Annotated in this window: 26 protein-coding genes; 20 read left to right on the top strand and 6 right to left on the bottom strand. The window is 39.7% G+C overall.

The window, feature by feature from the left end; genetic code table 11:
• Window positions 1-11: 11 nt before the first annotated feature.
• The 13 genes from G6R02_RS12800 to G6R02_RS12740 all read left to right on the top strand — a co-directional run bounded on the left by G6R02_RS12800 (window position 12) and on the right by G6R02_RS12740 (window position 10,074).
• Entirely contained in the window at window positions 12-929 is a 918-nt protein-coding gene (locus G6R02_RS12800; RefSeq protein WP_164669627.1) for a PLP-dependent cysteine synthase family protein, read from the top strand.
• Between the two features lie 23 nt (window positions 930-952).
• The gene (locus tag G6R02_RS12795) at window positions 953-2,086 is read left to right on the top strand and encodes a bifunctional cystathionine gamma-lyase/homocysteine desulfhydrase (protein ID WP_164669626.1); all 1,134 of its coding nucleotides are present in this window, start codon (window positions 953-955) and stop codon (window positions 2,084-2,086) included.
• 220 nt (window positions 2,087-2,306) lie between these two features.
• Window positions 2,307-3,674 carry a dipeptidase gene (locus G6R02_RS12790; protein ID WP_164669625.1) on the top strand — a complete coding sequence of 456 codons (1,368 nt, stop codon included), beginning with the start codon at window positions 2,307-2,309 and terminating at the stop codon, window positions 3,672-3,674.
• A 203-nt stretch (window positions 3,675-3,877) separates the two neighbouring features.
• Window positions 3,878-4,657, top strand: coding sequence for a C39 family peptidase (locus tag G6R02_RS12785; RefSeq protein ID WP_164669624.1), 780 nt, complete (start codon window positions 3,878-3,880; stop codon window positions 4,655-4,657).
• A 65-nt stretch (window positions 4,658-4,722) separates the two neighbouring features.
• A complete protein-coding gene (locus G6R02_RS12780) occupies window positions 4,723-5,481 on the top strand; it encodes a (S)-benzoin forming benzil reductase (protein ID WP_164669623.1) in 759 nt (252 codons plus the stop codon).
• 85 nt (window positions 5,482-5,566) lie between these two features.
• Entirely contained in the window at window positions 5,567-5,680 is a 114-nt protein-coding gene (locus tag G6R02_RS12775; protein WP_164669622.1) for a YjcZ family sporulation protein, read from the top strand.
• Between the two features lie 176 nt (window positions 5,681-5,856).
• A complete protein-coding gene (gene map, locus G6R02_RS12770) occupies window positions 5,857-6,609 on the top strand; it encodes a type I methionyl aminopeptidase (RefSeq protein ID WP_164669621.1) in 753 nt (250 codons plus the stop codon).
• A 30-nt stretch (window positions 6,610-6,639) separates the two neighbouring features.
• Window positions 6,640-7,410, top strand: a complete 771-nt coding sequence (locus G6R02_RS12765) for a cobalamin-binding protein (RefSeq protein ID WP_164669620.1) — start codon at window positions 6,640-6,642, stop codon at window positions 7,408-7,410.
• A gap of 24 nt (window positions 7,411-7,434) precedes the next feature.
• The gene (locus G6R02_RS12760; RefSeq protein ID WP_164669619.1) at window positions 7,435-7,668 is read left to right on the top strand and encodes a hypothetical protein; all 234 of its coding nucleotides are present in this window, start codon (window positions 7,435-7,437) and stop codon (window positions 7,666-7,668) included.
• A gap of 71 nt (window positions 7,669-7,739) precedes the next feature.
• The gene (locus tag G6R02_RS12755; RefSeq protein ID WP_164669618.1) at window positions 7,740-8,468 is read left to right on the top strand and encodes an AzlC family ABC transporter permease; all 729 of its coding nucleotides are present in this window, start codon (window positions 7,740-7,742) and stop codon (window positions 8,466-8,468) included.
• On the top strand, window positions 8,465-8,758 hold the full coding sequence (locus G6R02_RS12750) for an AzlD domain-containing protein (protein WP_164669617.1): 294 nt from the start codon (window positions 8,465-8,467) through the stop codon (window positions 8,756-8,758). Before G6R02_RS12755 ends, G6R02_RS12750 begins: the two co-directional genes overlap by 4 nt.
• Window positions 8,759-8,803: 45 nt before the next feature.
• Complete coding sequence (locus G6R02_RS12745; RefSeq protein WP_164669616.1) at window positions 8,804-9,331, top strand: GNAT family N-acetyltransferase; 528 nt, start codon at window positions 8,804-8,806, stop codon at window positions 9,329-9,331.
• Window positions 9,332-9,750: 419 nt separating this feature from the next.
• Complete coding sequence (locus G6R02_RS12740) at window positions 9,751-10,074, top strand: hypothetical protein (protein ID WP_164669615.1); 324 nt, start codon at window positions 9,751-9,753, stop codon at window positions 10,072-10,074.
• Between the two features lie 56 nt (window positions 10,075-10,130).
• On the opposite strand, the gene G6R02_RS12735 is transcribed toward G6R02_RS12740, so the two are convergent.
• Window positions 10,131-11,000, bottom strand: a complete 870-nt coding sequence (locus tag G6R02_RS12735) for a cation diffusion facilitator family transporter (RefSeq protein ID WP_164669614.1) — start codon at window positions 10,998-11,000, stop codon at window positions 10,131-10,133.
• A gap of 316 nt (window positions 11,001-11,316) precedes the next feature.
• Here G6R02_RS12735 and G6R02_RS12730 point away from each other — a divergent pair, with 316 nt between their 5' ends.
• The 5 genes from G6R02_RS12730 (at window position 11,317) to G6R02_RS19960 (ending at window position 16,041) form a co-directional block, all read left to right on the top strand.
• Window positions 11,317-12,531: an MFS transporter gene (locus G6R02_RS12730; RefSeq protein ID WP_164669613.1), complete on the top strand. Its 1,215-nt coding sequence runs from the start codon at window positions 11,317-11,319 to the stop codon at window positions 12,529-12,531.
• Between the two features lie 129 nt (window positions 12,532-12,660).
• The gene (locus tag G6R02_RS12725) at window positions 12,661-12,894 is read left to right on the top strand and encodes an IDEAL domain-containing protein (protein WP_164669612.1); all 234 of its coding nucleotides are present in this window, start codon (window positions 12,661-12,663) and stop codon (window positions 12,892-12,894) included.
• Window positions 12,895-13,000: 106 nt separating this feature from the next.
• Window positions 13,001-14,464, top strand: coding sequence for a methyl-accepting chemotaxis protein (locus G6R02_RS12720; protein ID WP_164669611.1), 1,464 nt, complete (start codon window positions 13,001-13,003; stop codon window positions 14,462-14,464).
• Between the two features lie 114 nt (window positions 14,465-14,578).
• Entirely contained in the window at window positions 14,579-15,862 is a 1,284-nt protein-coding gene (locus G6R02_RS12715) for an MFS transporter (RefSeq protein WP_164669610.1), read from the top strand.
• A 26-nt stretch (window positions 15,863-15,888) separates the two neighbouring features.
• Complete coding sequence (locus G6R02_RS19960) at window positions 15,889-16,041, top strand: hypothetical protein (RefSeq protein WP_205520135.1); 153 nt, start codon at window positions 15,889-15,891, stop codon at window positions 16,039-16,041.
• A 544-nt stretch (window positions 16,042-16,585) separates the two neighbouring features.
• On the opposite strand, the gene G6R02_RS12710 is transcribed toward G6R02_RS19960, so the two are convergent.
• Window positions 16,586-17,500 (bottom strand): zinc dependent phospholipase C family protein, encoded by a 915-nt coding sequence (locus G6R02_RS12710; RefSeq protein ID WP_164669609.1) that lies wholly within the window; start codon window positions 17,498-17,500, stop codon window positions 16,586-16,588.
• 187 nt (window positions 17,501-17,687) lie between these two features.
• Between G6R02_RS12710 and fumC the strand changes: the two genes are divergently transcribed.
• Together fumC and G6R02_RS12700 are read left to right on the top strand one after the other, a co-directional pair.
• Window positions 17,688-19,073 (top strand): class II fumarate hydratase, encoded by a 1,386-nt coding sequence (fumC, locus tag G6R02_RS12705; protein WP_164669608.1) that lies wholly within the window; start codon window positions 17,688-17,690, stop codon window positions 19,071-19,073.
• Between the two features lie 222 nt (window positions 19,074-19,295).
• Window positions 19,296-19,505: an alpha/beta-type small acid-soluble spore protein gene (locus G6R02_RS12700; RefSeq protein WP_164669607.1), complete on the top strand. Its 210-nt coding sequence runs from the start codon at window positions 19,296-19,298 to the stop codon at window positions 19,503-19,505.
• Between the two features lie 121 nt (window positions 19,506-19,626).
• On the opposite strand, the gene G6R02_RS12695 is transcribed toward G6R02_RS12700, so the two are convergent.
• From G6R02_RS12695 to G6R02_RS12685, 4 genes are all read right to left on the bottom strand, one after another.
• The gene (locus G6R02_RS12695) at window positions 19,627-20,724 is read right to left on the bottom strand and encodes an ABC transporter ATP-binding protein (protein ID WP_164669606.1); all 1,098 of its coding nucleotides are present in this window, start codon (window positions 20,722-20,724) and stop codon (window positions 19,627-19,629) included.
• Between the two features lie 619 nt (window positions 20,725-21,343).
• A complete protein-coding gene (locus G6R02_RS12690; RefSeq protein ID WP_163527876.1) occupies window positions 21,344-21,826 on the bottom strand; it encodes a CBO0543 family protein in 483 nt (160 codons plus the stop codon).
• A gap of 22 nt (window positions 21,827-21,848) precedes the next feature.
• Window positions 21,849-22,364 (bottom strand): CBO0543 family protein, encoded by a 516-nt coding sequence (locus G6R02_RS20420; RefSeq protein WP_425509041.1) that lies wholly within the window; start codon window positions 22,362-22,364, stop codon window positions 21,849-21,851.
• Window positions 22,365-22,438: 74 nt separating this feature from the next.
• A complete protein-coding gene (locus G6R02_RS12685; protein ID WP_163527877.1) occupies window positions 22,439-23,458 on the bottom strand; it encodes a DUF3231 family protein in 1,020 nt (339 codons plus the stop codon).
• Window positions 23,459-23,650: the final 192 nt, after the last annotated feature.

Below are 23,650 nucleotides of genomic sequence, written 5' to 3'. Positions count from 1 at the left end.
AGGCGAATTCGATGGCTGTATATCATTCGACCAATCAGTTAATTGGTGATACACCACTATTGGAAATTACAAAGTTCCCCCTTCCAGAGGGGGTTCGTTTGTATGCGAAACTGGAATTTTATAACCCGGGAGGCAGTGTGAAGGACCGATTAGGTGTTGAGTTGTTAAATGATGCACTGTCCAACGGTAAAATACAACCGGGCGGAACAGTGATTGAACCGACTGCAGGAAATACTGGGATAGGCTTAGCACTGGCCGCCTTGGATAAAGAGTTAACCGTTATTTTTTGTGTGCCGGAACAATTCAGTATTGAGAAACAGCAACTAATGAAGGCTTTAGGTGCAACGATTGTTCATACGCCAAGTGATGAAGGCATGCGTGGTGCCATTGAGAAAACCAGGCAACTACTGGAAGAAATCACGAACAGCTTTTCCCCACAGCAATTTGCTAATCCTGCAAATCCTGCTACGTACTACAAAACGCTTGCACCCGAATTATGGAATGATTTAAATGGAAAGATAGATGTTTTTGCAGCTGGTGCCGGTTCAAGCGGAACGTTTATGGGGACTTCCCGTTATTTGAAGGAAAAAAATCCCGGAATAAAGTCAGTTATTGTGGAACCTGAAGGATCAATAATTGCCGGTGGTGAGCCGGGGCCGCATAAAACAGAAGGCATAGGAATGGAATTTTTACCGGAATTCTTTGAACAGTCACTGGTGGATGACGTATATACGGTGGCCGATGAGGCTGCATTTGCTATGGTTAAACAACTTGCTGCAAAAGAAGGGTTAATGGTTGGAAGTTCCTCAGGTTCGGCAATGTATGCTGCACTCAAGGAAGCTGAAAACGCCAAACCGGGATCAACAATTGTCACCATTTTTCCGGATGGCAGTGACCGTTATTTAAGTAAAGATATTTACCCTAAATAAGGGGTTTGAAGGAGCGATTGAAAATGCGCGCGAAAACGAAAATGATACATGGCGGCATAACAGGTGATGAAAAAACAGGTGCTGTTTCGGTACCAATATACCAGGTAAGTACGTATAAACAGGATTCGGTCGGTAATCACCGTGGGTATGAATATTCACGTACCGGTAATCCGACCAGACACGCGCTTGAAACCGTTATTGCAGATTTGGAAAACGGGAAAGCCGGGTTTGCTTTTGGTTCCGGAATGGCAGCTATTACGACAACAATGATGCTGTTTGACTCAGGTGATCATATCGTTATGACCGATGATGTATATGGCGGGACATATCGATTGATGACAAGTGTGCTGAATCGGTTTAAGCTGCATCACACATATGTGGATACAAGTTTTCCGGAAAAAGTGGAAGCAGCAATTCAGAAGAATACAAAAGCGTTATATATCGAAACGCCAACAAATCCACTGCTCAAAATTACCGACATTGCGAAGATGTCGGAAATTGCCAAAAAACATGACCTGCTTTTAATTGTGGACAATACATTTGCCACACCATACTGGCAGCAGCCACTTGATTTAGGAGCAGACATTGTTTTGCATAGTGCCACCAAATATATTGGCGGACACAGCGATGTCGTGGCAGGACTAATCGCTGTTAATTCAAGTGATTTGGCTGAACGAATTCACTTCATCCAAAATTCTGCAGGTGGTGTGCTTGGACCACAGGATTCCTGGCTGTTGATGCGCGGGATTAAAACGCTGGCCCTAAGGATGGAAGCGATAGAACGGAATACGAAGAAACTGGTTGAATTTTTGCAGGAGCATGAAAAGGTAAGCTCCATTTATTATCCCGGCCTGGCTTCGCATAAAGGTCATGACACAGCAAAACAGCAAGCAACCGGATTTGGCGGTATGGTTTCGTTTGATGCCGGCAGTGGAGAAGAAGCGGAAAAGGTATTGAGTCGTGTAAAATACTACACGTTGGCCGAGAGTCTGGGAGCGGTCGAGAGCCTTATCTCCGTTCCGGCAAAAATGACGCATGCATCGATTCCGGCAGAAAGAAGAGCAGAACTGGGTATAACGGATGGGTTGATCCGCTTGTCTGTCGGCATTGAGGATGCAGACGATTTGATTGAAGATTTGGAACAGGCATTGAAATAGTTTTCTGTAAGGCAGTCCGGGTCAGGGCTGTCTTTTTTGGTTTTGCACCGAGTATTACGATGGTGTAAAACACCAAAACGTGCGAGAGGTAACGCCATTTCTCGTTGACTATTCTCAGGTTCATCCCCTGCAGAATTGGGAACGGCAAAATCACTCCATTCGTTTTTAGGTATGAGGGTATGCTAAAATAAAGAAAACCGACAAATTGGAGGATTTAATCATGAGAGAACAGGCATTAAGCTATTTGACAGAGAATCGTGAACGTCTATTACAAAAGTTAAATGAGTTTCTGTCTATCCCGAGTGTGAGTACGGATAGTGTACATAAAAAGGATATTAATAAGGCTGCAGCATTTATTGAAGAATATTTGAGCGACATTGGCTTCGATAAAGTGGAGCAACAGGATACAGGCGGACATCCATTGGTTTATGCGGAATATAACCAGGCAGGACCTGAAGCGCCAACGGTTTTATTTTACGGCCACTATGATGTACAGCCGGTAGATCCGTTAGATCAATGGAAAAGCAAACCGTTTGAGCCGGAAGTTCGTGATGGACGGTTATATGCACGTGGTTCGAGTGATGATAAAGGTCAGGTATTTATGCAACTTGCCGTTTTTGAAGCGTATATGAAGACAGATGGTAAACTCCCGTTGAATGTAAAAGTGTGTATTGAAGGTGAAGAAGAAATTGGCAGTGAGAATCTTTACCAGATCCTTCACGATAAAAAAGACCAGTTTCACGCCGATTTTGCCGTAATTTCCGACTCCGGAATGGTTGCTGAAAATCAGCCGACTATTTTGTATGGATTAAAAGGATTTACCGGAATTGAGATTAATGTGACCGGACCTGATCATGACCTGCATTCAGGTATGTATGGCGGTGCTGTCAGAAATCCGATCATGGCATTAACACATATTCTGGCATCAATGAAAAATGAAGAAGAAGTTATTACGGTTGATGGGTTTTATGATGGAGTCGAACCATTAACCGATGAAGAACGGGAGCTGATAAAACAAGTTCAGGGTGAAAATTATCAGAAGTCTGCCGGGGTTAGCGATACCGCTTCAGAGAAAGGCTATACTGCAAAAGAACATACAATGGCCCGCCCAACATTTGAAATAAACGGTATGTACGGCGGCTACCAGGGTGAGGGAACAAAAACAATCATCCCGTCAACTGCAACCGCTAAAATTACTTGTCGTCTGGTACCCGGTCAGGATCCCGAACATGTTCAGCAGCTTCTGGAAAAACATGTCTATAAGGTTGCACCATCCGGGGTTAGAGTAGACGTAAAAAAAGAAAAATTGTCAGCGAAAGCCTATAAAGTGGAACCAAATAACCCGCTTATCGAAAAAGCAGCGAAAAGCTATACAAAGGCATTTGGCAAAGAAACAGTATACGTACGTATGGGCGGATCCATTCCGGTTGTTGAATGGATAGAAGATATTTATAACATTCCAATCGTACTGCTGGGATTCGGCACACCTGATGACCGGTTACATTCACCGAATGAAAGTTTCCCGCTGGACAGTTTTGACAAAGGAATGGAAACACTGGTTCATTATTGGGATGAAATTAATAATTAAAACAAGCTTCCCCTTGGTGACAAGCCGGGGGAGGTTTATAAATTATAATGGGAATTGGCGGAACCTTAGTCATTATTTTATCGTCTAAAGGTTGTATCATTAACAATCGTCAAAATATATTGATGATGTAATGGTACTGGAAAGTATTTCATACATATCATTAAATTAATTTACCGTATACTATCATGGGGGAGAATACTTTTATGAAGCACTTACCATACATCATACTTTTTATGCTCATTTTTTTGTTTGCCTGCAGTGAAACAACAATTGATTCAAGTAAGAATTCAACAAAAAGTAATAGTTTACAGGAAAAGGAATCATTGACGGTTAACTCAGATTCTAAACAATTGAAAACAAGTGAATCCCTCCAAACGTTTGCTTTTAAAATACAAAAAAATGCAGTGGAACCAATGGATGTCCCGCTAATAAATCAAATGGATCACCCACGGCTGTATAATGGGTGTGAAGTCTCGAGTCTTGCCATGATTTTACAATATCACGGTTATGAAACTACGAAAAATGAGCTGGCTGAAAAGATTCCCAGCGTTCCATTAACCTATGAAAACGGGTTGAAAGGAAATCCGAATAAAGGATTTGTCGGCGATATGGCGGATGGCCCCGGATTGAGTGTATATCACGGTCCGATCCATGATCTCGCCAAACAATATGTTGGTGACAGGGCAATTGATTTGACAGGTAAATCTGTTGATACGTTATATCAGTACGTATCTCAAGGTCTGCCTGTATGGATTATCACGACAGCGAATTTTGTACCTGTAAACGATTTTCAAACGTGGAATACACCCTCAGGTAAGGTTGATGTCACATTTAGTGTGCATAGTGTTGTTATAACAGGTTACGATGAAAACCATGTATATATAAATAATCCATACGGCCAAAAAAACCAAAAAGTAGAACGGAAAAACTTTGAAAAAGCGTGGAAACAAATGGGCAGCCAGGCTGTTGTTATTACAAATTGATTCGTTTTTAATTTGTTGTTCAAGGGTAATATAAGACAGGAGAGCTGAAAACAGGGAGGTCAACTATGAGATATGCAGTGGTTACAGGGGTATCGAAAGGCCTCGGTGAATCAATTGCCAAAATGTTAATGGAATCGGGAGTCCATGTAACAGGTATTTCCCGAAGTAAGAATGATCTTCTGAATGACTTTGCAGCAGAGCAAAATGTTTCGTATCAGCATTATTCCTGTGATTTAGGAAATATGGAAGCTGTTCAAGATACATTTAATCAGATTAGTGAAAGTATATTCCCGCACGATCCGGAAACTGTTTTTTTAATTAATAATGCAGCAGTACTTGAGCCAATTGATCAATCCATGAACATTAAAAGTGCTGATTTGGCATATCACGTTCAGGTCAATACGGTTGCACCAATGGTATTAACAAATTTATTTTTACAAAAAACAACTGAAATGGATGTGCCTTTTATCGGTACAATTATCTCCTCAGGTGCTGCGGAACGTCCCGTGTACGGCTGGAGTGCGTATTGCACGACTAAGGCAAGTATTAATATGTATACGAAAACCGCTGCACTGGAGCAGGAGGAACTGAAAACACAACATAAAATCATTGCCTTCAGTCCGGGAATAATGGACACAAAGATGCAGGAAAAAATCAGGGAAAGCAGCAAAAACGCATTTGTTGAGGTTGATACATTCAGAGATTATAAAAAGAATAATATGCTCAAAAGTACCGATGCGGTTGCTGGCGTACTCGTTGATATTTTGACTGATGAATCCAGTATTGAAAACGGAAAAATATATAATGTAAAAGATTATTTCTAAGTCAGCTGGTACAAGTGAAAGCCCTCCCCAAAATGTAATCAGATGCATAAATTATAAAGTAATCTGATCAGGAGGAGGGAAATGAATGAGTGCTGGCGGATACGGATCAAACTTCACGCTTATAGTCGTATTATTTATTTTGCTGATCATTATTGGTACATCATACCAAGATGGCGGTTACGGTTTTGGCGGATATTAAACAGTAAAAATGCAGGGGGCGGTTGTACCTCTGCATTTTTAAGTGTGTTTCGTCTCAATTTATAGTCGTTTTATGATACACTTTAAGATGAAATTTTCTTTTGATATTGTAAGATTGGTAACATATTATACATTATATACTTCACTTTAAGATAGATGCTTGAAAGGATGGAACCTATGATTACACGAAAAAGTAAACGGGAGATAGAGAAAATGCAAGCAGCGGGTGATTTGCTTGTTAAATGTCATAAAGAAGTGGCCAAAATGATCAGACCTGGTATTACAACCATGGAAATTGATACATTTGTGGAAGAATTTCTTGCCGAGCATGGTGCAACCCCTGAACAAAAGGGATTCAGCGGTTATCCTTATGCCATTTGTGCATCGATTAATGATGAAATTTGTCATGGATTCCCGCGTGAGGAGAAACTTGGAAATGGCGACATTGTAACTGTTGATATGGTTGTTAATTTGAATGGCGGATTGGCTGATTCCGCCTGGACATATCCGGTTGGAAATGTTGACGAAGCAGGACAGAAGCTGATGGAAGTATCGAAAGTTTCACTTTATAAAGGAATTGAACAGGCACAAGTTGGAAGTCGAATTGGAGATATCGGGCATGCGATTCAAACATATGCAGAAGGGCAGGGATTTTCAGTTGTGCGGGATTTCACGGGACACGGAATTGGACCGACCATTCATGAGGAACCGCATATCCCGCATTTTGGGCTGCCAAATAAAGGCCTGCGTCTAAAAGAGGGCATGGTAATAACGATTGAGCCAATGATTAATGAAGGAACATGGCAAAGTAAGATGGATTCGAACAACTGGACAGCCAGAACAACAGATAAAGGCCGTTCTTCACAATATGAACATACAGTTGTTATTACAAAAGACGGTCCGATGATTACCACCGATCAGGATAAGTGATTTATTTTTATTATCAGAGGGGGAACCGTGATGCGAGTCGTTTCAATTTGTCCGAGTAATACGGAAATTGTAGAATACCTGGACATGACGAATGTACTTGTTGGTGTTGATAATTTTTCTGACTGGCCGTCGGAAGTATTGGAATTGCCGAAAGTTGGTCCGGATCTCTCAATTGATATGGACAAAGTGGAAGCATTGAACCCTGATCTTGTTCTCGCTTCATTGAGTGTTCCAGGTATGGAAAAAAATATCGAAGCCCTTGATGATCGACGCTTACCTTATATTATTTTAAATCCTAATTCTTTAACAGAGATAGCGGACGATATCGAACGGGTTGGGACGGCATTGGGTGAAAAAGAACTGGGGATGGAGCGAGCGAATGCATTTCGTAAAGAGGTGGAAGTTTTCCGAAAAAAAGCTGATGAAAAAGCTGGAAGTTCTTTACCTGTTTTATATTGGGAATGGTGGCCAAAACCGGTCTTTACACCGGGAAATGTAAACTGGCTCACTGAAATAAGCAGTCTTGCAGGTGCAAGGAATATTTTTGATACGGAAAATACAGCAAGTGTTCAAACGGACTGGGACGATGTTAAAGAGCGTGATCCCGACCATATATGTATGGTTTGGGTCGGGGTAAAAGAATCCAAAATGAGGCCGGAACTTCTCATGAAACGCCCTGGATGGAACGAGATGAAAGCAATCCGGGAAGGCAATATTCATGTCCTGGAGGAATCCCTTTTTTGCAGACCGTCACCAAGGTTGCTCGAAGGACTGCGTAAATTGGTTGATGTGTTGGAATGACAATCCCTTATTTGAAGGGGTTTTTTGTTAGGAGGGAGGAACGGAGTAGGAATATCGGCAGAAGAGCAGAAACATCGGCAGAAGAGCAGAAATATCGGCAGAAGAGCAGAAATATCGGCAGAACAGCGGAAACATCGGCAGAAGAGCGAGAACATCGGCAGAACAGTAGGAACATCAGCAGAAAAACTAAAACCTTCGCAGCAAATATTTGACCGGAGAGGGAAAAATATAATTATTAATAAGTATCTGTCAATTTAATCTAAATACTTTTTATTATAAAAAATATAAGTTATAATAGTCTCAATTTTTAAATTGGGGATGAGCGGGAAATGGATGCACAAACACTAAATAAAAACAATTCATCACAATCAATTCAAATGATCCGCAAAGGCATAGCGGTAGGGTTTCCAATAATGGTCGGATACCTGCCGATTGCCATTACCTATGGTGTGCTGGCAAAGCAGGCTGGGATGTCGCTGACTGAACTCACATTAATGAGTGTGATGGTATTTGCGGGCGCGAGCCAGTTTATGGGAGCGAATATGATTGCTGTAGGTGCCGGTGCAGTAGAGATTATTGTGGCAACTTTTGTCCTTAATTTTCGTCATTTTGTTATGAGCTTATCCTTTATGAATCGTTTAAGGGGTATTGGACTAAACTGGAAAATTCCTTTATCATTAGGGTTAACGGATGAAACGTTTGCAGTATCATCCTTACATACAAAAGAAGCAAAAATGGAAAAAGGTGCACTGTTTTATACAGCGTTGATATTAACTGCTTATTTTTCATGGGTGATGGGTTCACTATTAGGTGGAGTTCTGGGAGAAGTTATACCTGAGCAGCTGAGCCAGAGCATGGGGATTGCTCTGTATGCCATGTTTATTGGTCTCCTTGTCCCATCAGTTAAAAAAGAATTACGTGTTGGCTTAATTGCTGTAATTGCAATGCTGGTAAATGTAATCTTTAGTCAGTTTATGAGTCAGGGATGGGCAATCGTCTTTGGTACTGTACTTGGCGGTTTAAGCGGAGTATTTTTACTGAAGGAGGATCAGTCATGATAATTGTGATTATAATTGGTATGGCACTCGTGACAATGATCCCAAGAGCAATCCCGGCATTTATCGTGGATAAGCTGCAGTTTCGAGATTGGGTGAACCGCTGGCTGAACGCAATTCCTTTCGCAGCGTTGGGGGCACTTATTTTTCCGGGTATTCTTAGCGTTAAAGCCGATCAGCCGCACATCGGGTTGATTGGCGGGGCAGTTGCCATTGTTCTGGCATATCTCGGTTTGAATGTAATTCTGGTAGTAATTGGAGCAATTGTAACCGTATTTCTTTTCACATTATAGATAAACAGATGATTTATGTTTCAGGCGATAACAGGGGGTTATCACATGTTTACAATCCGAAAAGCTGTTTATGAGGATGCTGCATCCATCGCAGACATTCATGTAAACAGCTGGAAAAGTACATATTCCGAATTGCTTGATGAAAAAGATATTTCCAACATGACATATGAAAATCGCAAAACTTTGTGGGAAACTGTATTGCGTATTCAGAAAAAAGATCAGAGCACATTGGTCATCGAAAATGATACTAAGATTGTTGGCTTTGTTTCCGGCGGGCCGGAGCGGACGAAGCGGTTTGATTACGACAGTGAAATTTATACGATTTACTTATTGGATGAATTTCAACGGATGGGGTTGGGAGCCAGACTTCTTAAGGCATTCTGCGAGGAAATGAGGGAGTTGGGTTTCCAGTCTGTTCTCGTTTGGGTACTGAAACAAAACCCATCAAGCCGTTTTTATGAACGCTATGATGCAGAACCGGTTGGTGAAGAAGCGACAACCATAGGAGAAGGCACGTATCAGGAAACTGCATACGGCTGGGAAAACATCGATGAACTGCTGAAAAGACTATAGGAAGTAATGAGGCTGGGACAAAACAAAAAAGTGTTGCTAAAAGACGAACAATGCATGGAAACAGCGGAGGGAATATATGCCCCTTCAAAGGGGTATGCCGACGTTGGCCGCAAAGGCCGCTTTTAGTCGGCCTTCCTTCTAACGGGAGGAAAGGCATCGGTGAGACTCCGAAGTGCGCCAGCGCGAGGAGGCTCACCAGCCGCCCCCGGCTAAGAAGACACTGCGAAATCGTACTTTTTGAGCAGATGTCGCCTTGGTACCCGGAGGTGTGAAAGCGAAGTATATTCCCGGAGCGGTCTAATGCACCATTTCCAATATGTTCGAATTTTGTTATTGATAAAACACTTTTGTCCCAGCTTCTTTTTGGTTGAAACAAATGATGGCATGGCCCGTATAGTAAGAAAAGAGGAGGGACGTGGGTGAAGAATGTTATCTGGTCAGTCGTTACCATATGTTTCATATTACTGATTAATTGGGGAGTTGCTGCCCTGTTTAATGTAGAATTTATCGATTTCGCCTTTATATCCGGGCTTGGTGTGGCAGTAATTATATGGTTTTTTACATCATCGGGCGGTTTTATATCCAATTCCATACGAATGCAGACGCAAGCCCAAACAGGAATTAAAATGGAAGAAGAGAAACGATCTTTTAATCCTTCTGTTACTTTTTACACAGCTGTTGTTTACACTATCATTGCAGCCGTAGTAACATTTATTTATTATAAAGATTATTTTATCGGTTGAATTTTTGGGTGAACAAAACTCCTGTGACATTACCGCTAAGCCTGTCACAGGAGTTTTCAATCTTGGTATGGTTCTATGTGAATATGGGCGTATGGGATGTCATGCTTTTTTTCGAGAAGTGTTTCAATTTTTTCGGTAATCGCGTGACTTTCTTTTACGTTTAAATGCGGATTGACAAGAATAGTAACATCAATAAAAGCCTGATTACCATGTATTCGTCCCTTAACATCCACTACTTCTTTTACCTCTGGCACTTTTGCAATACTTGATTTGATCTTTCCAATTTGCTTCTCATCAAAACCATCTGTCAATGTATGCGTGGAATCTTTAAAAATATCCCATGCGGTTTTACAAATAATAAATCCTACCGCCAATCCAGCCAGCGGATCAAGCCAGAAAAGTCCCAGCTGGGCACCTATAATCCCCGTAAATGCACCAATACTTACAAACGCATCTGAACGATTATCCTGGGCAGCTGCATACAGTGCACTGCTTTTTACTTTCCTTGACAATGAGAGATTATACCGGTAAACGATAAACATAACAATCGCTGCCCCTAAAGCAGTCCAGGCAGTCAGCAGATCAGGACTGGCCTGTTCACCTGCAAATAATTTACCGAATGTATCAATGATTACTTGTATTCCAACAGTCATCATTATAAAAGCGGCAAAAAGAGAGGCAATGGTTTCAGCGCGGTAATGTCCGTAATGATGGTCTTCGTCAGGTGGTTTTCGTGATATTTTCAATCCTATTAATACAGCAACAGAGGCTACCACGTCTGTTGAATTATTTAATCCATCCGCCCGTAATGCTTCAGAATTACCGGCATAGGCGACGATCAGCTTTGTGATAGATAATATAAGGTAGGCACCGATACTGATCCAGGCCCCTTTTTCACCTTTTTTTAAATTGTCAGCATGCATCATTAAATAGCACTCCAATATTTTACTGCAAACGTTTTGGCAGTTAAGAAAGTATAAATCCTTTCTTACTGCATAAGTGCAACTAAGGCTGTCACCTAAGATCTTGGTGACAACCAAGTTTTCTAATAATCCGTAACGTCAGCTTTAACAGTCTATCAAAGAGTTGTTTAGTATGTCTAGAGAAACAAAAAAGGAGTTCTCCATACAAATTGATACTTTAAAATTAAGTTGTATTAAGGAAAGATATAACCAAGAATAAATATGTTAAAGAGGTGAATATTAAATTTAGTGAACATGTTTATTGCAAAGGGGTCTGTTAATGGAACGTCAAGAAAAATCATCAAAGATGGATTCACAGGAAAAACGCCTGGCTATTGTATCATTGGCTTCTATTCCATTGATAATGACTTTGGGAAACTCAATGCTGATTCCGATTTTACCTGTGATGGAAAAGGAACTTGACATCTCGAAGCTGCAATCAAGTTATATTATAACGATGTACTCGATCGTGGCAATTTTTTTTATTCCTTTTGCAGGGTTTCTATCCGATCGGTTTGGAAGAAAAAAGGTAATTGTTCCATCTTTGATTATTACCGGATTGGGTGGATTTATTGCAGGATGGGCATCAGGAAGTATGGATGATCCATTTCTGGTCATATTGATCGGAAGAATACTTCAGGGGATCGGGGCATCAGGCGCTGCTCCAATCGTTTTGCCTTTAGTCGGTGATATGTTCCGGAATGATAAAGAAGCAAGTACAACGCTTGGAATTATTGAAACTTCAAATACAACCGGAAAAGTATTAAGTCCAATTTTAGGTGCTGTTCTTGCTGCGTTTATATGGTATCTGCCGTTTTATTCCATCCCGGTATTTTGTTTGATTTCAGTACTGATGGTCAGCTTTCTTATAAAAAATAAAGGGGAGGAAGAGGAACACAGAAGTTTTCGTGAATATATTGGACTTGCTAAAGATGTATTCAAAGAACATGGAAAATGGCTGGTTGCTGTTTTTATAATCGGTGCCATTTTAATGTTTATTTTATTTGGCTTTTTATTTTACCTTTCCAGTATTCTGGAAGATAAATATGATTATAAAGGTGTCTGGAAAGGAGTATTACTTGCTATCCCCTTACTCGCATTATCAGTTGCTTCTTTTATAGCGGGAAAAAAAATAAAAGATCATCTGAAAGTCATGAAGTGGGTAACATTCATTGGAATCACACTCTCCGGATGTTCGGTTGCCGTAATACCGTTTACGGATCACCCGGTTTACCTGCTTTCCATTTTCCTTGTTTGCGGCGTCGGAATAGGGATGTCACTGCCTTGTCTGGATGCACTAATTACGGAGAGCCTGGAAAAGGACGTACGGGGCATCATTACCTCAATCTATAGTGCCATGCGGTTCATTGGAGTTGCAGCCGGTCCGCCGGTAATTGCTATTTTGATGAAAGGTAATATCAGCTGGATGGCAAGTCTCTTAGCTATTTTCGCCTTGGGGGCGGGATTATTGGCATATCAGAATATAAAACCATAAGATACATTTTTAAGAATAAGCATTAAATAATAGAAGAATTAATTTTCTAAGCCGTCCCCCATTCTTTTTCTCTTGCAATTTTTTTAAAAATTTAGGATAATGAAAAAAAGGAACAAGGGGGCGTGTTCCATGAAAAAACAGAAAATGATTTATCGGTATTCTCGGTATGAAGGCAAAACACTTCATGCCAAACGGGAAGTATCCTACGAGTTGAAGCTGTCATCACGGTTGCTGCTGGATGAATTATGCTTTAACTGGAATAAGGAGAAACTTGAAACAGCGATAAACAGCTCCATTGAGTCAGGAAATAAAGAAAAGTTTTTACAATTAAGTGAGGAATACAGACATTATATTTGGGAGTAAATCCCGACTTCATCATGATCGGCCTTACCTTTGTTTGGTGAGGCTTTTTTAATGAGGTGGATGTAGTTCTTATTTCATAGATACTTTTTCATATGGGGGAAAATGAATGGAAAATGGTAAGCAGCTGATCGCACATCGGCAAAATGCAATATTGTTTTATATTTTATTGTTTTCATTGATTTTAGGAGTTGGCGCTGAACTCGTTGTCGGGGCACCAAAGGAAAACCTTATCGCATTGGGGGTTGGCGGTGGAGTCAGTGTTATATTGATCGGCATTTTTCATTACAAACGAATATTGACCAAAGTAGTACCTTTTTTAGCAATAATAGCTTTAACCGCTGTTGCATTCAGTATTATCGTAAGTTCTGATTATGTGACGAATATGCTGTTTACTTTTTATGTGTTGGCGGTTGCGGCAATTTCATTGTCACTTTCTGTATTGATTACAGGAGGTTTTTTAGGTCTGTCGCTTTTGACCTTTTTTGTTGTAGAAAAAGGGGCGGTTATCGGATTTGACGCAAGGGCAACTGCGATAACAATTGTATTTTTTATCCTTGTTTTTGCAGTGTTGGTCATTCAGGTTAGAGTAGCACGAAAATTATTAACTGATTCCCAAAACGCACTTGCTGACAGTGAACACCATTCGGAAAATCAAAGAAAACAGGCGGAAGTGGTACAGGCCAGTGCATCGAATGTTAAGTCACAGATGAACATTATTGAACAGGACAGTAATTTAAATTCCAGTTCCATGCAGGAGATGCGCCAGGCATTTCAGGAAATAACACATGCAAGCCAGTCACAGGCTGAATCAGCAACAACTATATCAACAACAATTGAACAAACCGGGGAAAAATTATCAAAAATGATTCAATCGTTTTCCAAAAGTACTGCGGACGGAGAAGAATTAAGAGATTTATCAATGGAAGGGCAGAAGTCCATGGATAATCTGTCTGAAACGATGAATGGATTTCATAAATCTTTCGATCAGCTCGATCAAAATATGAATAACCTTGTACATAAAATGCAGGAAAATAATAGTTTTACGGAAAAAATTCAGGAAATTGCCGAACAAACGAATTTGCTTGCTTTGAACGCTAGTATAGAAGCAGCAAGAGCGGGAGAATCCGGCAAAGGGTTTGCTGTTGTTGCTGGAGAGGTTCGAAAGCTGGCAGAGGTATCCCAGAAAACAGCAGAACAAATCAGCCAGAACCTGCAAGCAATTGAAGACGATGCAGAACAGGCATTGAAAGAAGTGGATAATAACAAAGGTCAGCTGCAAAAGAGTACAGTGAATGTTCAGGAAACGAAAGCCAATTTTGAAAAAATCACCGAACAGCTTATCAACTTTATAAGGTATTTGGGTTATTTGGCAAAACAGGCTAATGATATTGAGGCATCTTCGGAAACAATCGATAGTTCAGTTGATCAGCTTGCTTCATTAATTGAAGAAACGACAGCAACCATTCAGCAATTGGAGGCAATGGTTGATGAACAGGTGGATCGGATGACAAATCTGGTGTCTGCTATTGAGGAAACAAACCAGGTGGCAGCAACATTGGAAAAGGCTTAATTTTTGTTGCGGGGAAAATGTATGGTTACAGTACATTTCCTCGCATTTTTTACAATTATTTAATTTAATCACCGGTTTTTTCTGATATGCTAAATGGAAGAGGAGGTTACATAGTTGAAAAAGAAAACGGTATTCAGTTGGATGTTGTATGACTTCGGTAATTCAGCTTTTGCAACTACCATCATGGCGGCAGTGCTTCCAGTGTTTTACTATGATGTTGCTGCAGTCGGAGTAGATCAGTCACTTGCAGATAGCTATTGGGGATATTCACAGTCAATTGCCGCATTGCTTGTAGCAATAATGGCACCTATACTCGGAGCAATCAGTGATTTTTCCGCAGCAAAGAAGAAATTCCTTCAGTTTTTTGCCTACATGGGGATTATTGCAAGTATTTTGCTTGCTTTTGTTGGCGAAGGTGATTACATATTTGCATCAATCTTATTAATAATAGGTACTGTCGGATTTTCAAGTGCTAATATCTTCTATGATGCTTTTTTGCCGGAAATTGCCGATGAAGATGAAATTGATAAGGTTTCTTCGTATGGTTTTGCATTTGGATATATTGGCGGTGGTATCTTATTAGCAATAAATATATTGATGATATTAAAATATTCATGGTTTGGAATGCCGAATGCAGCAGTAGCCAGTCAGGTATCCTTTGCTTCTGTTGGTGTATGGTGGTTTATCTTTTCCATCCCACTTTTGAAAAATATCCGGGAAGAAAAGAAAGTGGCAACGAAACGGGATCGTTCCTATATAGCAATCGGATTTTCGAGGGTAGGAAACACATTTAAAGATATCAAGCAATATAAGCATTTATTAATTTTCCTATTAGCTTTCTGGATGTACAATGATGGAATCTCAACGATTATTAAAATGGCGACCATTTACGGGAGAGACATCGGAATTGATTCAAATTCCTTAATCGCGGCATTATTAATTACTCAATTTGTCGGTATTCCTTGTACGTTCTTCTTTGGATGGCTGGCTAAAAAAATCACAGCAAAAAAAGCACTTTATATTACGTTATACGTTTACCTCTGTATTGTAATTTTAGGATATTTCATGTCCTCAGCCCTGCATTTCTACTTGCTGGCAATATGTGTTGGTTTAGTTCAAGGCGGGGCACAATCCCTCAGCAGATCGATATTCGGACGTATGGTTCCTGCTAATAAACATGCAGAGTTCTTTGGTTTCTACGGAATATCATCAAAATTCGCTGCAATCTTTGGTCCATTTTTGTTTGCGTTAGTTGGACAGTTGACCGGATCAAGCAGACTCGGAATTGTTTCATTGGTATTCTTCTTTATCGTCGGGATTGTCTTACTAAGGTTTGTCAATATTGAACAAGGAGCCCTTGAGGCAAAACGGCAAACTGCATCAGATGACGGAGTATAGATTAAACCACAATAAGGAGTGAAACCATGCGTATTAATAACATTCGTAAAGTATTATATGGCGTTGCCAGAATACTTGGTGATGCTAATGCTGCCAAAAAAGGAAAAGTTGGAAAAAGAGTTGGACGAAGGGTGGCAGGCAAAGCTACCGGGAAAATGTTGAGAAAGATGTTTAAATAAGTATTTACTGCTAACTGCAGAAAGCGACTGTCGTGAGTTGAGTATTCAATGAAACAATATCTATAAACTGCGACGTAACTTTATACGAGTGTTAGTCCGCCGCTGCGGAAATACACTTCGCTTTCCGTGGGCGGCTGATGAGTCTCCTTGCTCCTTCGTCGCTGCGGAGTCTCATCTAGGCCTCTGCTCCCACAGGAGTCTACGTGCATTTCCTCCGCTGAATATTGCTCATTATATCTTGGTAATTCAGAAGTTCAAGCTAGACGAGACTCGTAAGCGAGGTACGAGCTGAAGAGGCTCGACACTTGCCCGCGGCTAAGAAGACACTGCGAAAACGAACTTTTTGAGCAGATGTCGCCTTGGTACCCGGAGGCGTGAAAGCGAGTATTTTCCAGCTGCGGCGTCAAAAAGCCTAATTAAATGATTCTAAACCAATCTAATGCGCATTTTATATCAACTACGAGATTATAAAGCAGCAAAATTTGCGAAAAGAGCCAAACAAAAAAGCAGGAACACGAAAAAGTTAAGCGTGTTCCTGCTTTTTTTAAACAATTGGCTCGCTGTATTTATTTTCCAGGTTTAATTCGAGTGGTTTACCGGTATCATATGAGATATTTCCAATAAGTTCAGTAAGTCTTTTCCTGGAGGTTTCATCCCGGGATTGCCAATACGTTAGTACTTCAGTCATAATCTCAATACCCTCTGTTCTCCCCTGATCATATAAATCAATAAAGCTTTGGGATGATGGTTCATTTGTAGCCGGATGATGCCAGACTGTATTTTCCACGTTTAAATAATCCACATCATTTTTAATCGGCTGGTGGGAATATGATGAAATCAGCGGTTTTAAGACAACATTTTTCCAACCATATGGGTCAGACAAAAGTTTTAATGCTAACTTCATATCCCGATATGCTTTTTGAATATATGAAAGAGAGTTCCGTTTGACTTCCGGAAAATGTTTGTTAATTGTTTTATTAAGTAAACCGGCAATCTCTTTGTCCAGTGTGTAACCTACGTTAATTTCTTTGTATACCGGTACCTTCCATGTTTTTAAGTTATGGTATTTTTTCATCATCAATGTATCGATAAGTACCTCGAGTTTTTGATGGTTGCTTCCTTCATAGCCTGCCCGGTAATGAATATATGGATGTGCATTGCGGTCAAGTATGTGATGTGTAACAAATCCGAATACATATGCCTGTATATGCTTATCCATCCCTTTTGCGGCTTCAATCAAGTCCATTAGAAAAGGTCCGCAATGCTTCGTATGCAAAAGCATTCCAATGTCATGTACCGGTTCTTCTTTTATCCACGGCCAGAAATTATAGTAAAAAAAGGGATCAGGACCCTGTGCACCCAGATTCATATACGCTTCATGCTCTGTAAGTGAATAAGGATTTTTGACTGTATCCACAACATCTTCACAAAAAAGCATATGTGTCCAAATGTATGGCATAACGAAATCCTCCTTACCTCAAAAACATTCTTGTAAAGTATTATATATGAAAATACCGTATTGTTGGGAATGAAATATGTACTTTTTTGTGACTATTCCCATGTTCCCGCTAACATACACCGCTTTAAATTTGTTACAATAGAAAAGAATAATAATATCGATTTATGTACATAAGGAGGCTAAAAACATGGAATATCGGGTAGAAAAGGATACATTAGGAGAAATTAATGTACCAGTTGATAAATATTGGGGAGCACAAACCCAGCGAAGCAAACAAAATTTCCCAATCGGTGACGAAAAAATGCCTGTTGAAATTACGAAGGCATTTGCTATTTTGAAAAAAAGTGCAGCAAAAGCAAATAGTGAATTGGGCCTGATGGACAAGAAAAAGGCAGAAGCGATCGGTTATGCAGCAGATCTGGTTATCGACGGAAAGCTTAATGACCATTTTCCATTGGTTGTATGGCAAACAGGCAGTGGTACGCAATCAAATATGAACGTAAATGAAGTCATTGCTTATGTAGGTAATGAATGGCTGAAAGGACAGGGCAGTGATTTAACACTCCATCCAAACGATGACGTCAATAAATCACAAAGTTCCAATGATACATTCCCGACTGCAATGCATATTGCGTCCGTATTAAAACTTGAGGATAAGGTTCTGCCGGCGATAAAAACGCTGAAAGATACAATAAAAGAGAAATCGGACAAGTTTCAGGATATCGTAAAAATCGGCCGTACCCACCTGCAGGATGCTACACCATTAACATTGGGACAAGAAGTGAGCGGCTGGCACCGTATGCTTGAAAAGTCCGAAACAATGGTAACGGAAAGCTTACATCATCTAAAAGAGCTTGCAATTGGCGGGACAGCTGTTGGAACAGGATTAAATGCACATCCTGACTTTTCTGAAACTGTATGTAAAGCAATTAATGAAGTGACAGGCAAGAATTTTATTTCAGCACCAAATAAATTTCATGCACTGACAAGTCATGATGAAACAGTATATGCACATGGCGCATTAAAAGGACTGGCAGCAGATTTGATGAAAATTGCAAATGATGTGCGCTGGCTGGCAAGTGGACCACGCTGTGGAATAGGTGAAATCACCATCCCGGCAAATGAACCGGGCAGCTCCATTATGCCGGGTAAAGTCAATCCAACACAACCCGAAGCAATTACAATGGTGGCAACTCAAGTAATGGGAAATGATGCAACAATTGGATTTGCTGCGAGTCAGGGTAATTTTGAACTGAATGTGTTTAAACCTGTAATTGCACATAACTTCCTGCAGTCATGTCAAATTCTTGCTGACAGCATGCTGTCTTTTGATGAGCGTTGTGTAAAAGGAATTGAACCGGATCATGAACAAATTGAAAAATATTTAAATGATTCGTTAATGCTTGTAACAGCATTGAATCCGCATATCGGCTATGAAAATGCAGCTAAAATTGCTAAAAAAGCTTTTGCGGATAACTCGACGTTAAAAGAAACCGCAGTAGAACTTGGATTGCTGACGGCGGAAGAATTCGATCAATATGTTAATCCACAAGAAATGACATACCCTAAATAAGAACTTACAAAAAAAGCTCATTACCGCGTTGTAATGGGCTTTTTTTAGGGTTCGCAGGAAGGTTGCTTGATTAACATCGACTCGCCGATACCCTTGCAAATCTGCCGATGAACCAAATCGACAGTTGTTATCACCTTCTGGATTTTTAAGCAACAATTACCAACTATAATTCGTGATAAGTTTTACAGTTCTGCTAACAATATGGGTACAGGAGGTGATAACATGGCTAATAACAACTCAGGCAACTCAAACCAATTAGTAGTTCCTGGTGCACAACAAGCATTGGATCAAATGAAAATTGAAATTGCATCAGAATTTGGTGTTAACCTTGGCGCTGACACTACTTCCCGTGCAAACGGCTCTGTCGGTGGTGAAATCACGAAGCGTCTTGTACAATCTGCACAACAGCAGTTTGGTGGACAACCTAAATAACCCATGGCCTCAAGAGGGGAAAACCCTTCATAGTTTAGAGGGAAGTCTTTAAGACTTCCCTCTATTTATATATACCACTGATGGTATTTTTTACATTTGCTAGAAAAATATGCAGTTTAAATTATTTTATTCGTTGTTCTGTCTCCCCATCAAAGAAATGTGCCTTGTTCATGTCAAAGGCTAAATCAATTTGTTCGCCGCCGGTAATGTCTGAACGTGAGTCAACCCGTGCGACAAAGTCCTGATCCTCCACTTTGGAATAAAGATATGATTCGGCTCCCATTAATTCTGCAACTTCAATATTTGCTGCAATCTTTGTATCCGGTGTTGAATCAATAAATACAGGTTCATCATGAATATCTTCCGGGCGAATGCCCAGTACAATGTTCTTATCCACATATCCTTGTTCACGTAAAACTTTCATTTTGCCTTCAGGAATTTTTATCTTCGTATCTCCCGTTACAAAATTTCCATCCTTCAATGTTCCAGTAACAAAGTTCATAGACGGTGACCCAATAAAACCACCAACGAATACATTTTCCGGTTCGTCATAAACTTCCTTGGGTGCACCCACCTGCTGGATAATTCCATCTTTCATAACAACCAGACGTGTCGCCATTGTCATTGCTTCTGTTTGGTCGTGTGTAACATAAATCGTAGTTGTTTGAAGGCGCTGATGAAGTTTTTGAATTTCTGCACGCATTTGAACACGTAATTTTGCATCCAGGTTGGATAATGGCTCATCCATTAAGAACACTTTTGCATCACGGACTATTGCCCGACCCAATGCTACACGCTGACGCTGCCCGCCTGACAATGCTTTTGGTTTACGATCCAAATATGCTTCAAGACCTAAAATATTGGCCGCGTTTTTTACGCGCTTATCAATTTCATCTTTTTTAAATTTACGAAGTTTTAGTCCGAATGCCATGTTATCGTAAACATTCATGTGTGGGTACAATGCGTAATTTTGGAAAACCATCGCAATGTCACGGTCTTTTGGTGCAATATCATTCATTTTCTTGTCATCAATATAAAGTTCCCCGCCAGTAATTTCCTCCAAACCGGCGATCATCCGTAAAGTAGTGGATTTTCCGCAGCCTGATGGCCCGACGAAAACAATAAATTCTTTATCCTTAATGTCCAGATTAAAATCATCTACTGCAACCACTTTTTTATCATACGATTTCTGTACTTTTTCCAGTCGTAATTCTGCCATTAATTTTCTCCCCCATTTATGTAAACGTTTTATAGTATAAGTGTAGCTAATCAGCGGACAGCCCGTAAATGGTAAAGATGCACAAAAAAACGGAATGTTTTTGTGCACCTTTAAATGAATTATAAGCTTGTGGTATATATTTTACCGAAAAGATTTGTTCTTTTGGCATAACAGAAATAAATGCGACATAATCTCTAAGGGAAATTTTGCTATCACTATTTAGTAATGCTTCCTGCCGCATCCTAAGGTCTTGTGCCGAGCTTGCTTCAGCTCGCACCTCACTGCCTAGCTTGAACTTCTAAGCAGGAACCTCGCTTTTTCAGTTGCTGATTTTAATGGTATATCTTTTCACTCTATTTTCGCACCAATAAAATAAGCTCGTGACGTTAATAAAAAATGCGAAGTTTTACCCCTTTGGATCCCTATTGTCCAAGGGGTCTCTTTATGGTAAAAATAAGGTAACTGACTATACAACAAACGGGCCATATTGCGGAACAAATAAAGAACCGTAATCAGTTTCTATCAACGAAACAGAAGGTAGTATTAGGTAGCATTTTTCTGCCCTTTGTTTTTTATGGAACTTTACACTACACAAAATTAACAGCTGTAGTCCCTCTATTTATTTGGTATGTCCAGTGTTTATTTTCCTAAAGAACCATTTATAAAATAAATGTGACAAAAAGAATGTTGTAAATAATGTTATCCAAGTCCAGTACCAAGACCAATGGATATACACAATTAAATTAGTATATCTTTCAAGTATTACCTCAGTAACTGTAATGACTGAAGTATAAAGAGCATAGTAACCAAATTGAGCTATTTTACTTTTTCCCTCTGGATAGTGAACATTAAAAATGGCACAAATTGCAGGGTATGCAAGAAATTCAAAGGTGAAACTTGCCCTGCTTGCATAATCAAACAACCTGACAGGATATTCAATCATCCTCATCTGAACAACAGCAAGACCAAACAACCATGTTAATACCTGCTTAAATTGGAATGCTACTATGGCATTGCGAATTTTATCTTTTGGAATAAATATTAAAAGAATAGAGATAGAGATTACCCACGCCAGTACTAAAATAATTTGCTCCATAGTCATAAAAAATTGCACCCCCAACATATTAACGATCCTTCATTGGAACTTTCCAAGGAACTTCAAATTTATAAAGTATAAAAGCAATAAATAAAATGGATAAAAAATAGGCAAGTAGAGGCTTTTTATAATGTAGACGCAACATAGGAAACATGGTTAGGACAAACAAAAGTGACCATCCTAAATGCCAGTTATGATCATAAATAATACGACCAAATAAACTACCCAGACATTCTATTACTATGTAAATCATAATCCATTTTATGTTGTGAAGGATCTGGCCTTTAACAGACTTCGGATAACGGGACAAATATAAAATCACTGTGCAAGGGAAAATAATAAACGTATACAGCATACTGACGATGGGGAAAGGAAGTCCAAGGTCAGGCTGAATCTTCCACAATATATAACCACTAGTCAAAAAAATATATAATAAATTCAATAATGACATGTACAGTATTGTTGTATGGCACTTGTGGAAGTGTTCCCGATCCCACCATCGCCATGAGGCGATAATAGCCCAAATTGTAATAGCCACGTGCATGGTTGTTAATTCCTTTTTATTTGTATTATCATAATTGTTTTACTGAATAATTAAAAAGGCTAACTTTGTTAAGGTCAGCCTTTTTGTTTGTTCTTCGCTAATTTTTTACGATCTTTTATTCCAGGCGGTTGTTCTAACCATTCGTTTTTAATCATAATATCGGCTCCGCTTTTGGCAAGTCGGGAAACTTCTAACGATAACCGTTCATAATTGATCATTAAATCGCTTCGTTGACTGGCGGCGGCAGCAGTAGCATAGTTTCCGATTCCTGATGCACTTATAAGTGACATATGATACATCAATAATTTATCTGAAAATGCTTGAGTTGTTGAATCACTTACAGCTGTATCAGGTACCTGCGGAGCATCAATATCATCTTTCATAAGTGTATCAACAAAAATCTTAATATGTTTTTGCGAGATCTCTTTTCCTCGCAACATAAAATCTTGTACATCTTTGGATGGCGAAGTTTGCGCAAAGGCAAGGCATAATTTCACCCCGACTACGTTTGTTAGTATATTCATATATATATGGGAAATTTCAACGGCGTTTAGTGGACGCTTGTCACTAAAGGGATTTAAGCCACTAAAATATTTTTTACTGTCCACATAATCCGTTTCTTTCGGAACCTCAATATAAGGATGCCTGGCATTAATTCCTTTTGAAAGAGCAATTTCGCTTGTTTGATTATAAAGCGTAGCTGTTTCGTTTAATGCTAGTATAAAATAATTTCGCATATCTTCTCTGGTACTCATAGAGACAAATCCGCTGTATGCTATCATTCCGACTTTTGCCATGTGATTGACATACGTTAAACAAAATGTATCCGTAAAAAGCCACGGAGCATTTATGTTTACATCTTGTTCGGTAAACCCGTTTGGAACGGCGTAATTTTCCTTTTCAAAAATGGTGAGTAACTGTTCTAGATGATTGGATGAAAGATCATAAGCATACTGAATAGCGGGTTTTATATCTTGATCCTCAATATGTTTTAACATAAAACTTAAGACACATTTTGACATACTATCCTGCATATACCCAGTCCAAAGTGAACCAATTTCTGCAGATGTTAGGTGAATGTTCCCTTCATTCATTATGTAACCTCCTTGAGTATGATAAGGTAGGGTTATTATTTACTTAAATGTGGTTTTTATACAGACTAGAATAGATCAATAAGTCATATCATAACCAAGTCTATAGCTTCGAGTATGTTGAACAATCTTCAATTAAAGGGCGCTTTTATGTAATAAGTGGAGAGTCTTTTTCTCTTTCTAGTAAAGTGAGAC

It is taken from the genome of Virgibacillus doumboii (genome assembly GCF_902806455.1).
GTDB lineage: Bacteria > Bacillota > Bacilli > Bacillales > Amphibacillaceae > Lentibacillus > Lentibacillus doumboii.
This window is presented reverse-complemented; position numbering and strand designations above follow the sequence as displayed.